A 14,794-nucleotide genomic window follows, 5' to 3' on the forward strand; every position below is an offset into this window, starting at 1 on the left:
GATCGACAGTTGGGTCGATCGACTGGCACCTCGGGAGGAATCAGGTTCGGCTTGCGATGAAGCTCTGCAGCTGCTTGGCGGCATCGGCCGGCTCGGTGTTGCCGGAAGCAACATCGTTGATGACCCGGAAGTACTCCGTCGTGACGTCGAGCGGGAACGCCTGGTCGCCGTTCATGTACACTTTGCCATATTTCTGGAAGATCCCCAGCCATTCCGCCTCAAGCGGCTTCTGGTTGGCATATTGTACGTTCTTGTTGACGGAGGTCGAACTCAGCTGGCCGAGCAGGTCCTGCTGCACCTTCGTCGACAGGAAGTAGTCGAGGAACTTCGCCGCTACGTCAGGGCTCTTGCTCTTGGTGCTGATGTAATTGTACTCGGCAAAGCCATAGAGACGATCGGTGTTGGTCGGGAAGGGGAAAATCCCGTAGTCGTCGAGATTGGCGCCGGAGCCGTTAAGCTGGCTGACCAGCCAGTCGCCTTCGAGCATCATCGCTGCACGACCCGCGGTGAAGAGGCTGTAGGACTGTTTGTTGTCGATGCCCATGAACGGCTGCAGCGTATAGTCCTTCGTCCACTTCGCAAACTCCGCGAAGGATTCCGTCGCGCAGGGTTCCTTGGTCCAGTCCAGCGTCATCGCCTTCAGCGCATCGTGTTTTTCAGCACCGCACTTCGTTTCAAGGATGACGTCCATGAGACGCATGACGTGCCAGTTGACCGTGCCGCCGAAGGTGAAGGCGGGGATGCCTGCGGCCTTCAGCTTATCGGCCGCGGCAAGGAATTCCTCGTAGGTCTTCGGCTCTTCCTTGATGCCGGCCTGTTCGAAAAGCTTCTTGTTGTAATAGACGGCCTCACCCTTGAAGGTGAAGGGGACGCCATGCTTGCCGCCGGGATAGAGGTCGGCAAAAGCCGCTGCCGAGGGCAACAATTCGTCGCTCCACTTATACTCGGCATAGTATTTGTCGAGGGGCAGGGACAGACCGGCCTTCACATATTCGCCACCGAGGCCGAGGCCGGCCCAGCTGAAATAAATGTCAGGCCCCTTGTCGGAGCCAGCAGCGACGCGCAAGGCGGTCTTATGCTCGTCGACGGCGCGCTGAACGATCTCGACATGCGTTCCGGGGTTTGCCGCTTCGAAGTCCGTCGCCACCTTTTTCAGAGCCGTGTTGGCAGCATTGTTGTCGAAGTTGAGGGTCCAAAGCGTGATGTCTTCAGCAAGAACCGGCGTGGCCGATAGCGACGCCACGGCGATCGCAACGATGCTCGCAGTCTTCAATTTCGCAGAAAGGGTCAGCATTACCGTCCTCCTCTTGTAAAGCCGGGCCCCTTGTTGCAGATAGTCATTGACATGTCAACTGGTATGATGAGCTAACCATCGTGATGCTGAGCAAATTTGGCCATCGCGGCGATGATGATGACTGCGGAGGCGGCGCCGGGATCGATGTGCCCGATCACGCGGTCCCCCAATCGCGAAGCCCGTCCCTTGGCCGCCGTCATGTTGCCGGTCGCTTCACAGCCTGCGCGCGCTGCCCGCTCGGCCGCCTCGAAGCATTGGGGGAGGGGCTCTCCCGACTGACGGGCATCGAGTGCCGCGTCAGCCGCGGGCCTCCAGGCGTCAACCATTGTCTTTTCACCGGGTTCGGCCTTTCCGCGTTCCTGGATTCCCCGCGCCATTGCCGCGAAGACGCGCAGGAAGTCGTCGTCGCTCAAAGTCTGCTTGTCTTTGGCGGCTGCTCCGGCGCGCATGAAGGCCGTGGCATATAACGGGCCGGACGAAGCGCCGACCGCATTCAGGAATGCCTTTGCCGCGACGTTGAATGCGGTTGTCGGGGCAATCCCGGGGTCAAGTTCGCCGACCGCTTTCGCCGCGGCCTGGCAGCCCGCATCCATGGCAAGGCCGTGATCTCCATCGCCGATGGCGCCGTCCAACGCGCAGAGATGGTCGCTCTCTGCTGCAATATCCTCGGCAATCCCGGCAAACATGCGCTGCAGGTCTTCGGTCGTAAACATCATCGATTACCTCGCAAACATCGCGCAATCACAGGGGTGGTCGATCAATCGCTGAAGCTCGTCGTCGAGATGCATGACCGTGATCGACGCGCCGGCCATTTCGAGCGAGGTGCAGTAGTTTCCGACGAGCGACGTATGGATGACGAACCCGGCATCGTCGAGCCGGGACTTCACGCGCCGCATCATGATGTAGAGTTCCATCATCGGGGTCGAGCCCAGTGAATTGACGAGCACCGCGACACGATCACCCCGGTCTGCTTTCATTTCGCGAAGAATGCTGTCCAGGAGTTCGTCGGTCACCGCGTCGGCCGGCCTCAGCGGCTCGCGCGCCACGCCAGGCTCCCCATGGATGCCCATTCCGATCTCCATCTCGCCTTCGCCGATCAGGAAGTTTGGTCGGAGGGTCTGGGGCAGCGAACAGGGCGAAAGCGCGACACCCATCGTATAGGTTCGCGCATTGGCATGGCGGGCGACACGCTCGACATCGTCAAAGGAATAGAGAAGATCGCAGGCCGCACCGGCAGCCTTGAAGATGAAGACGTTGCCCGCTACGCCCCGCCGCCTGTCCCGCTGATCAGCAGGGGCAGACGCCACGTCATCCGTGGTGAGCACGGTGCGTACCTCGATCTCGTCAAGCGCAAGCATCTCGGCAGCCATGTCGAAGTTCATCACGTCGCCGGCATAATTGCCATACATGAACAGGACACCGGCGCCGCCGTCGACCGCCATGGCGCAGGCGATGATCGGATCGGGCGGCGGCGACGCGAAGACGTTGCCGATCGCGGCCGCGTCTGCGAGGCCTTTGCCGACAAACCCCAGAAATGTCGGTTCGTGCCCGGATCCACCGCCGATGACCAGCCCGACCTTGCCCCTGCGCGGCCCGTTTCTGGCAATGATCGCGCGGGGCATGTTCTCCACGGCGTATAGGTGGCGCGGATGCGCTGCCAACACCCCTTGCAGCATCTCATCGACGGCATCTGCGCCGGCATTGATAAGCTTCTTCGTCTTCATGCAATCCTCCACGGAACGAACTCCGATTGCATAGATGCGGCTGGCGCGTGGGACGTCAATCCGCCAGCGGCAAGGCTGCGGTCGCAAACGGCGCGAGCAGCAACTCTTTGCCCGCATCTGCCGGCCGGCATGCGCCGCAATCGACCTTTCGTTCTTCGCCCGTCAGATTGACGATGTGAAGTCTGGCGCCTGCGGCATCCCGCGCAACGAAAGCCAGGACCTCGGAGGGCGAGGAGGAGACACATGCCTGCCAGGATGCACCAGCCAATCGGGACAATGCCCGCACAGTGTTGAACAGCGGGCGCCGCCCGCCTTGCTCGGTCGGTTCGGCCGGACCGGCGATCAAACCGAATGGCCCTGACAAGGCCGAGAGCGTCAGGCATTCCAGACCGGCATCCAGCACCCGTATCGCGTAACCGAGCGCGAAAGCTTCCGCGAAGCGTCCATTGTGACGCGGGTCGCGATTGGCCATGGGGATGCGTGCGCCCACCGGATTGTCCATCGTGCGGCTGCCATAGGGGTTTTGCCGCATCGGGATCGTCGACGGGCCGATTCGGTAGGGTTTGTCGCCGTAGATCGCACGCACCGACCGCGTGATGAAGGGCAGCGCTTCCAATGTCTGCATGACGCTGAGATCGTCGGCGGCATGCACGATCGGATTGGTGCAGTGGCTGACGAAGTCGAGCTGTCCATCCGGCACGCGCTTCCGGTTGAGTTCGGTGAAATAGCTCAGCATGCCGCCGCCAATGCGAATGCCGGGAAAGGCGGCGCGGGCAGCTGTATAGACCTCATCCAGGGGCGGGCATTCCGGCCATTTGCTGCCGGGCGGCGTCGATTGCCGGTCGACGGATGGCGAGATCATGATGGCATCCGGCCTGAATTCCGCCAGCCGCATCTGGTGGGCGATCTCGGCCGCCTCGCTTGACGGCGACGATTTGCAGGGAAGGGCGATCTCCAGCGTCGAGCGGCCGCGATGGACTGTGGCGATTGCGGCAAACCGCCTGAGCGCTTCGACGCCGTGCCCGGCGCCGGGGTCGAAATGGAAGAGGAGTTCCTGGGGAGCGATTTCGGTCAGGACGGACTTTGCCGACAGCGTCGTATCGGCCTCTTCGGGCGTAATGATCACGCCGATATCAGGCATGGTGCCGGTTCGCGCCCCGAGTTCGAGTTTTATGGCGCCGCCTGACGCCGCAGCTGAAGGATGCCGTGTAGCACCGCTGATATCCCTGATAACAAGCGACGTTTTCTGCCGAACGGGCCGATTGGCGGGAATCTCATACGGCCAGGGAAGAGCGAGCGGTCTGACATAGGTCTTGTAGGATGCGTCCGACCAATTCCTTTGATCTTCCATTTCAAAAGTGTCGCCCTCCATTCGGCACTCCGCCTGAACGTCAGGTATAACCTCGTGGGTGATGGCGCGCATGTCCTTGAACGGCTGCCAAGGCTCGATGACATCGGGAAACCGTGTCGCCTCGATCTGCCCGTCGACATGCTCGACCGTCGCCGGTGAACCCGCCACGCCGACGATCGGATGCAGGATGCAGAAGCCGCAGCGGTTGGTCTCGAAGCCGGTTGGGGCGACGGCTTCGGCCTCGAAGTCAAGCCGATCCGCGTTTCCGCTGATGCGAACATCGATGATGAGTTTGGTATCATCCGGCCCCTCGCAGCAGGCCCGATAGGCGACCTCGAAACGATCGTCACTCTGCTCGATCCGGAGATCGGCGATTTCAGGGCTGTACGTCCCCCAATCCCGGTCGCGAACGAGATAGGAAATCGCTCGCAGCACCTCGGTCCCACCGTAGCGGATGGTGCGGAGGTTGCCGTTGGTGAGATCGGCTTCCAATTTTCCGGCTCTCAGGCGAACCGGTGGCGGATCGACGAGATGAGTGCCGTAGAGCTGGAACGCATCGATCGTCATCGCAGCATCGCTCCGACGTCGATCGTCTGTCCCTCGGCAGCGCTGTCATAGGCAGCCTCGACGAGTGCAAAAGTTTTCAGATTGTCGGCCCCTGAGGTCGAGTGTTCCGCGCCGCGCTCCAACTGATCGACCCAATGCTGCTGGATCGCGTAGACGCTCTCCTGGATGTTGTGCCAGGGCCGCGAGGCCCATGGCAGCAGCTTCGGAGATACGTCGGTCGTGGTGGTGCCCTTGGCGTTGGTGATTTCGAGGCCGTAACCCTGGGTCAGGCGGATCGTGCCCTCCGAACCGTCGAGCTCGATCAAGGTCTCGGGGAACGGTTCCCTGGAAAGCCTGGTGGCGTAGCTGACGTCGACGACCGACGTGGCGCCGTTTTCGTGATCGAGCAGAATGGTTGCGACATCCTCGCCCTTGATTCCGGGATTGACCCGCTTGGTGCGGGCCGTGAGCGATCGAACGTCGCCAAGGATATAGCGGGCGATATCGAGCGTATGGATGCCGAGGTCTTCGATGATGAACCGTTCGCCTTCGGCGAGATAGGGCTGGCCGGAGAAGACGTCGTAAGCCGAACGGAAGGAGAAACGGCCCCAGAAGGGCGTGCCGATGGCATTTGAATCGAGGGCTTTTCGTACAGCCTGGATCGGCGTCTGCCAGCGAAAATTCTCGTGCACCATCAGCGGTATGCCGGCATTGCGACACGCCTCGACCATCGCCTTCGCGTCCGACAAGGTCTTGGCGAACGGCTTCTGGCAGATAGCCGGCACTTTGTTCCGAGCCGCCATTTCGACGAGAAAGCGATGGCTTTCGACGGTCGTGGCAATGTCGACGAAATCAAAACCGCCGTCGGCAAACAAAGCCTCGGCATCGCCATAGCGGCGATCGATGCCGAATTGGTCGCCGACGATCTTCAGCCGCTCCGGATCGCGATCGCAGATCGCGACGATGCCGGCGCCCCGAACGTCGTTCCAGGCATGCATCTGGTTGATCGCAAAGAAGCCGCAACCGATCAAAGCCCCTTTCAATTCCGTCATATCAACCTGCCTTTGCCATCTGCATGAGGGTGACGCGCTGCTGCAGGCGGCGCTGCGCCTGGTCGACCACGACGGCGATGATGATGACCAGGCCCTTGATGACCATCTGCCAGAAGGAGGAGACGCCCATCATCACCAACCCGTCGGAGAGGATGCCGATGACGAAGGCGCCGATGATCGTGCCGCCGATCGTGCCGCGGCCGCCCGACATCGAGGTGCCGCCAAGCACGGCTGCGGCAATCGCATTGAGTTCGAAGCTTTCGCCGGTTGCCGGATGGGCTGCCATCAGCTCGGAGGAGATGACGACGCCGACGATTGCCGCGCAAAGTCCGGAGAACATGTAGACGAAGATCTTCACGACATCGACCCGGATACCGGACATGCGCGCGGCACGCTCATTGCCGCCGACGGCGAAGATATGACGGCCGATCGGCGTCGAGCGGGCGACATAGGCCGCCAGCAGCGCAAGCACGATCAGGATCCAGATCGACACCGGCAGGCCGAGAATGCGTCCTGCGCCGAAGAAATCGAAGCCGGTCGTGGCATATTCAGGCCGGCCGACAAGGTTCGGAAAGGTCTGGCCGTCCGATGACAGCAAAGCGAGACCGCGGGCGATATAGAGCGTGCCGAGCGTGGCGATGAAGGGCGCGACGTTGAGCTTGGTGATCAGCAGGCCGTTGATCAGACCGATGAGCAGGCCGATCGACAAGGTGATCAGCACGATCTCGAAGAGGTTGAAAAAGATGGTGTAGCCGATCGGCAATTCGATGCCGTAAAGGATCAGGCCGCCGGCGACCATGCCGCAAAGCCCGACGATCGATCCGACCGAGAGATCAATGCCGCCGGTGATGATGACGAAGGTCATGCCCATCACCAGGAAGGCGTTCAGCGCCACATGCTTCGACATCAGGATCATGTTCGCCGTCGAGGTGAAGTTCGGGGCGAAGATCGCAAAGAAGATGATGACAGCGAACAGCGCGATGAACGTCCTGAGCTTCATCAGTGTCAGAAGTGCCGAGCCGTTGGCGCCCTTCGGCGCAAGAGTGGTTGATGTAGCCGCCATCATGACGCGAGTTTCCCTTGATGTCCGTGTCCCTTGGCCGAAGCCGCGATTATGGCTTCTTCCGTCGCCTCGTTGCGGTCGAAGACGGCGACCAGCTGGCCGTTGCTCAAGACCGCGATGCGATCGGAAAGCGCCATGACCTCCTCAAGGTCGGAAGTTGAAAACAGAATGGCGAGCCCGTTTGCCGCCAGCCGCCGCATGGTGCGGAAGACATCGGCCTTGGCGCCGACATCGATGCCGCGGCTCGGCTCGTCCATCAGAAGCACCTTCGGATTGGTCATCAACGCCTTACCGATGACGACCTTCTGCTGATTGCCCCCCGACATCGAGGTCACCTCGAAATCCGGGTTCGGCGCCTTGATCGAAAGATCGCGGATTGCATCGCGAATGGCACTCTTCTCCGCACCCCTGTCGATATGGAAGAGCCGGGTGAAGCGGCCAAGGCTCGCCAGTGTCAGATTGGAGGCGATGGAGAGCACCTGGACCAGACCTTCGCGCTGCCGGTCTTCCGGAATGAGCGCAAGGCCGCGGCGGATGCGCCGCGTGGTGTCGCGGGCGCGAACATGCTTGCCGTCGATGAAGATCTTGCCGGTCGAGTGTGTGTGCCGGCCGATCACGCATTCGAAGAATTCGCTGCGCCCGGCGCCCATCAGGCCGTAGATGCCGAGGATTTCGCCTGCCTTGACCGACAGGGAGACATCATTGACCGAAAGCCCACCCGTCGGCCGCGGCAGGCTGATGTTTTCGGCGCGAAAGACCTCGGCTCCGACGGCGTGGTCCACGGATTTTGCAAAATCCTTGGCATCCGAGCCGATCATCGAGCGCACGATCCAGCGTGTGTCGATGTCGCGGACCATTGCCTCACCGGTGACCTGGCCGTCACGCAGCACCGTGATGTAGTCGCCGATCCGCATCAGCTCCTCGAGCCGGTGCGAGATATAGACGATCGCCACACCCTGGGCCTTCAGTTCCGCGATCACCTTGAACAGGATCTCGACTTCGGCTGCCGAAAGCGCCGACGTCGGCTCGTCCATGATCAGGATACGGGCATTCAACGACATCGCCTTGGCGATCTCGACGAGCTGCTGCTGGCCGATCGGCAAATCCTCGACCATCGTATCCGCCTCGATTCCGGCATCCAGACGCTTCAGAAACGCATTGGCTTTTTGCACCTGTGCCTTGTGATCGATGCCGAGGATGCCGCGGGTGATCTCACGCCTGGCGAAGATGTTCTCGGCGACCGACATGTTGGCGAAGAGATTGAGCTCCTGGAAGATCATGCCGATGCCATTCGCCTGCGCGTGCGCCGGGCTGTCGAAGGATACGGGCTTGCCATCCAGGATAATGCGGCCGAGCGTCGGACGCTCGACACCGGCGATGATCTTCATCAGCGTCGACTTGCCAGCACCGTTTTCGCCGACAAGGACGTTCACCGCGCCGCGGCGAAGCTCGAGATTGGCGCGCTTGACGGCGACGATGCCGGAATAGACCTTCGACACGTCATCGAGGCGCAGGATGACATCGTCCTTTTGTGCCTCTGCTGTGGTCATGGGCCGACCTTCAGTTCCGAAGGTGTTATGAGCGGCAGCTCGCCGCTCTTCGGCAGCGGAAAGGCGCCGATCGCGGTCACCGTCTTGCCGGCGAGGCCCTCACGCGGAATGGCGGAGAGAAAGGCCGTATTGGCCTTCTCGTTGAAGGCTTTGCCGAACTGCGCCCACTCGATCTGGTTCTTGAATTCGTTGAAATTGACGAACTCCAGCGTGTCGCGCAGCGCCGTGCCGCGCAGCGCCGGCCCGATCTGCACCTTGGCGTCGGCCTTGCCGTCGCCATCGGCGTCGATATCGAGCGTCGCCGCGCGCGAGGCCGTATCGGCCGCAACAACCTTGCCGGTGATCTTCACCGCATAGGTCCATGGCGAGCTGCTCTGCTTGCGGGGGTTGCCGTATTTCTCGCCTGCGGCGTCGGGGCTGGAGGCTGCCAGTTGCATGACGTCCTTGAGGTCGCCGGCGCGCTTTTCGAAATAGGGCACTGCCTCGGACTGCCAGATCGCCTCGACCTTTGCATTCGGGTCGAAGGCGGTCTTGGCCGCTGCCGCCGCCTTTTCCTCAGCCGTCGGCGTCTTGATGATCTTGCAACCGGGCAAGGCGGCCGCCACGACGGCAGCGAGCAGGGCGCCCTTCATTCTCAACATGCAGTGAACCTCGACGTCTTGCGAAATGCATTGCGGAGGGCGCAGTGCTGCGCCCTCCGCAATTCGCGGCTGATCAGTTCGTCAGGGCGAAGGTTTCGAGCTTGCCGGCATTGTCGGCATTGATGAGAACGCAATCCATCAACTGCTTCTCTTCCTTTGGCGTCGTCTTGTTCTTGATGTAGGCGTCGGCCTGTTCCACTGCCAGCTGAGCCTGCGCATAGGCGGGCTGCAGGACTGTTGCCTTGATGCCGCCCGACTTGATGGAGTCGCGCACGTCGTTGGAACCGTCGAAGCCGACGACGATCACGTCCTTGCGGCCGGCAGCCTGCAGCGCTGCGATCGCACCCATGGCCATGGTGTCGTTCCCTGAAATGACGCCCTTGATGTCGGGATTTGCCTGGAGGATGGTTTCCATCTTCGAATAGGCTTCCGTCTGGCTCCAATTGGCCGACTGCTTGGCGACGGACTTCAGATCCGGATAGTCGTCGATGACGTCGTGGTAGCCTTGCGAGCGGATGCCGGCATTGGTGTCGGACTCCTTGCCCACCAGCTCGACGTAATTGCCCTTCTCGCCCATCAGCTTGACGAATTCCTGCGCCCCGAGCTGGGCGCCCTGATAGTTGTTCGAGACGATCTGGGCGACGGCAACGCCAGTCGCGTTGATTTCGCGGTCGATCAGGAAGGAGGGGATGCCTGCATCCTTCGCCTTTTTGACGGCCGCGACGGAGGCGTCAGCTCCGGCATTGTCGAGGATGATCGCCTTGGCGCCGCGCCCGATCGCCGTGTCGATCATTTCGGACTGCTTGTTGGCGTCGTCATCATGCGTCATGAGCAGCGTCTCGTAGCCGAGCTCCTTCGCCTTGGCTTCGGCGCCGACGGCTTCGGCCTTGAAGAAGGGATTGTCATGCGCCGGCGTGATGATGGCGATGAGATCGGCCGAAAAGGCCGGAAGAGCCGTTCCGAGCGCCAATGCGCCGGCAAAAGCTGCAAGTGTCAGTCTGCGCGTCAGTTTCATATTTTCCTCCCTGTTGTGACTAAAGCCCCTTCTCCCTGGGGCGGTTGAGGGGAGGGCTTGCCTCCCCAAGCCGGTTCAGGTGATGCGCCGGATGCTTTCGGCGATCTCCTGCGGTTCGAATACTTTTTTCCAGTCGTCGCGCATCAGCGCCGGGATGCCGAACTCGATCGCCTTGTTGCAGGCATCCGAAAACACGCCCTCGACTTCCTTGAAGATGACCGCGCCGAGTACGTTCATATGGCCGAGCAGGAAGTCGCGGGCGGCCTGTTCCGGCACGCCGCGTGCCACGCATTCGTCCATGGCCTGTCGCATGACGACGAGCAGCGATGCGCAGACGGTTTCCGACAAACCCGGTTCGAGCATGGCAAGCTGATCGACCGTGACCCTGTGCGAGCGCATGACCGGGGCCCAGATCAGCTTGGCGATTTCCTCGCCGAGCGCATAGGCGCTTTCCGGACCCTGCATCAGCGCCGAAACGATATGCTGCTTGGCGAAGAGGCCGCCGAAGTGGTCCTTTTTCGCCTGCATCTCCGTCTCGTCGTTGAAGATCGGCGGATGGCAGGGATGGGTGACGAAATAGGTAAGATCATCACGCTTCGGCAGGTGGCCGGCAAAGGGAGCCGCAGCGTCCAGCGCGATCACCATGGTACCTGCTGCGAGCTTGTCGACGATGCCTGCCGCGACTTTGCCGATCGCCGTGTCCGGCACGGCAAGGATCACCACCTCAGCGCCGTCGAGCCCGGCATCGACAGGGACGCAATCGACACCGAGATCGTTCTTCAAACGGGCCTTGCCTGCGTCGCTCACCTCGACATGGCGGACCTCGAAACGCGAGCCTTTGAGATTTTTGGCGAGCCGGTATCCCATTTTTCCGCCTGCGCCGAAGAGGGCAATCTTAGTCATGTTTTCCTCACCTTTTCCGTTCTCAATAGGACCACAAACTGGTATGATGAGTCAATCACCATATCACTGCTTAATTTGTTAGAGTCACGTTTTTCTGCGATCGCACGTTTCGGCCGATACCGAAGGAAAACCATCAGTGCTTCCTTCCCTCACGGATCTGAACGAAATAGCCGTCCGTCCCGACCTGGCCGCCTTTGAGCGCGATCTGCAGGCCGTTCGTCGGCTGATAGTCGCCATGCGCAAGGCAAAGCGGAGAACCCGGCGTCTGGGGCAGCGGCAGAAGCGTCGTCAGCGCGTCGATCTTCAACTGCCTGAGTGCATGACTTGATGTGTCACCGCCGGCGACGACCGCACGTGAAAGCCTTTCGTTCTCGATCAGGCGGCGCAAGATCGTGCCGAGCGCGCTCCCGAGCCGGTGACGAGCGCCTGGAAGCCTGTCTATGTCGGCGCCGCGGTCTGCGGACGGTCCAAGCGCGGTATACAGGATGACGCTCTTGCCTTGCCTGAGCTGCTGCGTTCCAGCCTCCACCGCAGCATTTACCGCGCCTTCGCCATGCTCCGAGACCAGGGTGAGCGGATCGAGCGCTATACTCTCGAAGCCGTTCTCGACAGCCGTCCGGATCTGGCGCTCGGTCGTCGGCGATACGCTGCCCGACACGACGGCGAGGCGGTCGACCGGGCCGATATCGGGAAACTCGGCGCCGCTGCTGCCGATGAAACCGCTCCGCCGCCATGCGCTGAGCAGGGCATATTCGACACCCGAGGAGCCGGCGACAAAACTTCCGGAACGGCCGGTGACACGAAGCAGCTGCCTACCAGCAGCCTCCTGCGTCGCCTCGGAGTCGACATCGATGAGCAGGATCCCTTGTAAAGCCGACGCCAGTTCGTCGACACGCGCATCGGCGTCCGTCGCGGTGATGGCGACGAGATCGGCGACCAGGACGGGAAGCCGGGTCTGCTTCGACAGGTGGACCGCAAGATCCGCCTCGTCCATCGGGGTCACCGGATGGCGGCTCATGACGGGATGGCGGTCGATGCGAAAGATCCGGCCCTGGTAAGCGGCAAAGAGATTGCCGAATGCCGTGTAGCGTTTCAATTGCGGTGCGCCGACGATGACGGGCACGACGGATTGCCCGAACACCGAGCGGCCGATTTCGATCGCCTTGCCAATATTGCCGATTTCGGGGCTGGAATCGAAGGTCGAGCAGACCTTGTAGTGACAAATGTCAGCGCCGAGCGAATTCAGCCATTCGAAAGCGCGCGTGAGGTACTCTCCCATCCATGCGGGGGTCTCGCTGCGGCTTGTCCCGGCAATGCCGATTGCGCGGCAATCCCCAAAGCGCGCGAGCAGTTCCGGTGTCGGAACGTCGAGGAAGAGCACGGTAGAGACACCGTTCGACGCCAGGGCCTCCATGACATCGGTGGAGCCGGTGAAGTCGTCCCCGTAATAGCTGACGAGAGGTCCATCCATCGCGGTCACGCGCCCTTGCCGCCGCTGAATTTTGCAATCGAGGCGGCGAGTTCCGGGTGATCCCGGGCATAGACCTCCAACGGGATGTCTGCGACGGCTGCCTGCCATGCCTGCTGCACGGCCCGAACGCCGGCCGCCGGGCCGCCGGGGTGGCTGACGATGCCGCCGCCGCAGAGATAGAGAAGATCGATGGTGCGGCCGGTCCGGTGATAGGTCTCAGGCGCCTGTCCTCCCCACTGGCCCGAACCGGCAACCGGAAGCGGGCAATCGGAGGCGTCGAAGAGCGGCGTGCTGACGGCCTTGAAGGACGAGACGAAACTGTCGTCCGGCTCCCAATATTTGACCCTGATACCGTTGATCTGAAACTGATCGACCCCCAGCAGCCGCCAGAATTGCTGGTAGACCTTGAAATCCATGCCGGCGCCCGGATCGCGCGTCAGCACGTCCCAACCGTTTCGATGCGCGTGCAGCACTAGATTGGAGCGCTTGCGCAGAAAGCTCATGCCGCCGAAGCCGATCGAGTTGATGTTGACGACGGCGCAGTTGCCGCCGGCCTTGGCGACGATGTCGTGGTTGCGCATCATCTCGTCGGGGTCGGCATGCGAGATGCCGAAGGCATACATGACCTTCTTGCCGGTCTTCTGCTCGTGATCGAGAATGCGCGGCATGATCGCCGCAACGCGGTCCTTGAGCGGCGAATAGGCGGGGCTCATCAGTTTTTCGTCATCCTTGATGAAGTCGACGCCGGATGAGATCAACTCGCCGACGAGTTCCGCCGTTTCGTGGGGCCTGAGACCAAGCGCCGGCTTGACGATCGTTCCGATGATGGGGCGACCTTCGACGCCGGCGAGGCGGCGGCTTCCAGGGATGCCGAACTGTGGTCCCGGATGCGCGCTCTTGAAGGCTTCGGGCAGCGTCAAGTCGACGATGCGGATGCCGGTCATGCCCTTGATGGAATAGACGCCGCCGATCGCAATGGTCATCAATGCCGAAAGGTCCGTGCCGATCGCGTCCAGCGGAAAGGCGATGTCGACATCGGCGCGATGAAGCAGCGTGCCGGGGGCGACCTCGGGCCAGGTCGGATGACTGGCGCCTTCGAGCGGACGGATCGCCAGGACACGGGCGGCGACACGCGATTTCAGCTCTTCGGTCTCGCCGGGGACGGGAACGAAGGTTCCCGTCGACTGGTCGCTCGCGATCTTTTCCGCCATCGCCTCGACGCTGCCGGGCGTTTCGATACGGTAGGTCAGGGTAATCATCATGAAACTGGCGGTTGCTCCTCTCGCCACGCAGATTGCCATGGCGTCAACTCGTGATCTGGTATAATGAGTATTCCAACTTATGAAAAGTAGAATCTTCGGATCCGCAAAATTTCGCCGACAGCTTTGTTCTCGACACGGAAACTGTTAGGAGAAAACATTTTGAGCCAGCGAGATGTGATGACCCAACCCCTCGAACAAATCGTCCGCCGGAAACTCTCTGACGAAGTGTTTGATCGACTTGAGCGAATGATCACCTCGGGCGAGCTTCAGCCCGGCGACGAAATGCCGTCCGAGCGGGTGCTGATGGAACGCTTCGGCGTCGGCCGGCCGGCGATCAGGGAGGCGATGCAGTCCCTTGCCAATAAAGGTCTTGTCAGCATTTCGCATGGCGAGCGGGCGAAGGTCCTCAGGCTGACGGCAAAGTCGATATTCCGTCAGGTCGATCTCACCGCCAAGATCATGCTGTCGCAATCGTCGGACTCGTTGGAATATCTGAAGAGCGCGCGCATCTTCTTCGAGCGGGGCATGGCGCGCGAGGCGGCGCAGCGGGCCTCCGCAAATGATATCGCTGACCTCAGGAATGTCATCGAACGCCAGCGCATGTCGCTTGGCCGGGCAGAAGAGTTCATCGACGCGGACATGGAATTCCACACCCGCATCGCGCAGATATCAGGCAACCCGATCTACGTCGCCGTCAGCGAAGCAATGCTTGCCTGGCTGAAGGAATATCATACCGAGATGCTGATCTGGACCGGCAAGGAAAAATTCACGCTCGCCGAACACGACGAGATCGTCGACCGCCTTGAAGCAAACGACGTGGATGGCTCGGAAACGGCACTCCTCAAGCATCTCGAGCGGTCGCGAGCGCTTTACGCGAAGTAATATTCACGAACTCGGCGACCACCCTTGGCTGGCATACCTG

At 61.4% G+C, this 14,794-nt stretch carries 13 protein-coding genes; 1 reads left to right on the forward strand and 12 read right to left on the reverse strand.

All coding sequences use genetic code 11. The annotated features are described in order from the left end of the window. Window positions 1-40: 40 nt before the first annotated feature. The 12 genes from RL_RS34840 to oiaX all read right to left on the reverse strand — a co-directional run bounded on the left by RL_RS34840 (window position 41) and on the right by oiaX (window position 13,911). The gene (locus RL_RS34840; protein WP_003550417.1) at window positions 41-1,294 is read right to left on the reverse strand and encodes an ABC transporter substrate-binding protein; all 1,254 of its coding nucleotides are present in this window, start codon (window positions 1,292-1,294) and stop codon (window positions 41-43) included. A gap of 71 nt (window positions 1,295-1,365) precedes the next feature. Continuing rightward, entirely contained in the window at window positions 1,366-2,010 is a 645-nt protein-coding gene (dhaL, locus tag RL_RS34845) for a dihydroxyacetone kinase subunit DhaL (RefSeq protein ID WP_011649153.1), read from the reverse strand. A gap of 3 nt (window positions 2,011-2,013) precedes the next feature. Next, window positions 2,014-3,018: a dihydroxyacetone kinase subunit DhaK gene (locus tag RL_RS34850; RefSeq protein ID WP_011649154.1), complete on the reverse strand. Its 1,005-nt coding sequence runs from the start codon at window positions 3,016-3,018 to the stop codon at window positions 2,014-2,016. A 55-nt stretch (window positions 3,019-3,073) separates the two neighbouring features. Continuing rightward, complete coding sequence (locus RL_RS34855; protein ID WP_011649155.1) at window positions 3,074-4,936, reverse strand: D-apionate lactonase; 1,863 nt, start codon at window positions 4,934-4,936, stop codon at window positions 3,074-3,076. Beyond that, on the reverse strand, window positions 4,933-5,967 hold the full coding sequence (locus RL_RS34860) for a Gfo/Idh/MocA family protein (RefSeq protein ID WP_011649156.1): 1,035 nt from the start codon (window positions 5,965-5,967) through the stop codon (window positions 4,933-4,935). Before RL_RS34860 ends, RL_RS34855 begins: the two co-directional genes overlap by 4 nt. A 1-nt stretch (window position 5,968) precedes the next feature. Then, window positions 5,969-7,033 (reverse strand): ABC transporter permease, encoded by a 1,065-nt coding sequence (locus RL_RS34865; protein ID WP_011649157.1) that lies wholly within the window; start codon window positions 7,031-7,033, stop codon window positions 5,969-5,971. Beyond that, window positions 7,030-8,580, reverse strand: a complete 1,551-nt coding sequence (locus tag RL_RS34870; RefSeq protein WP_011649158.1) for a sugar ABC transporter ATP-binding protein — start codon at window positions 8,578-8,580, stop codon at window positions 7,030-7,032. Before RL_RS34870 ends, RL_RS34865 begins: the two co-directional genes overlap by 4 nt. Continuing rightward, a complete protein-coding gene (locus RL_RS34875; protein ID WP_011649159.1) occupies window positions 8,577-9,221 on the reverse strand; it encodes a DUF2291 family protein in 645 nt (214 codons plus the stop codon). The genes RL_RS34870 and RL_RS34875 overlap by 4 nt, the downstream gene beginning before the upstream one ends. Window positions 9,222-9,294: 73 nt before the next feature. Next, the gene (locus RL_RS34880; protein WP_003550404.1) at window positions 9,295-10,236 is read right to left on the reverse strand and encodes a D-ribose ABC transporter substrate-binding protein; all 942 of its coding nucleotides are present in this window, start codon (window positions 10,234-10,236) and stop codon (window positions 9,295-9,297) included. Between the two features lie 75 nt (window positions 10,237-10,311). Further along, window positions 10,312-11,139, reverse strand: a complete 828-nt coding sequence (locus tag RL_RS34885) for a phosphogluconate dehydrogenase C-terminal domain-containing protein (RefSeq protein ID WP_011649160.1) — start codon at window positions 11,137-11,139, stop codon at window positions 10,312-10,314. 133 nt (window positions 11,140-11,272) lie between these two features. Next, a complete protein-coding gene (locus RL_RS34890; RefSeq protein ID WP_011649161.1) occupies window positions 11,273-12,610 on the reverse strand; it encodes a four-carbon acid sugar kinase family protein in 1,338 nt (445 codons plus the stop codon). A 5-nt stretch (window positions 12,611-12,615) separates the two neighbouring features. Beyond that, window positions 12,616-13,911, reverse strand: a complete 1,296-nt coding sequence (gene oiaX / locus RL_RS34895) for a 3-oxo-isoapionate-4-phosphate decarboxylase OiaX (RefSeq protein ID WP_011649162.1) — start codon at window positions 13,909-13,911, stop codon at window positions 12,616-12,618. 138 nt (window positions 13,912-14,049) lie between these two features. On the opposite strand from oiaX, the gene RL_RS34900 reads away from it, so the two are divergent. Continuing rightward, on the forward strand, window positions 14,050-14,754 hold the full coding sequence (locus tag RL_RS34900; RefSeq protein ID WP_003550397.1) for a transcriptional regulator NanR: 705 nt from the start codon (window positions 14,050-14,052) through the stop codon (window positions 14,752-14,754). The last annotated feature ends 40 nt before the right edge of the window (window positions 14,755-14,794 follow it).

The organism is Rhizobium johnstonii 3841, assembly GCF_000009265.1.
Taxonomy (GTDB): Bacteria; Pseudomonadota; Alphaproteobacteria; order Rhizobiales; family Rhizobiaceae; genus Rhizobium; species Rhizobium acaciae.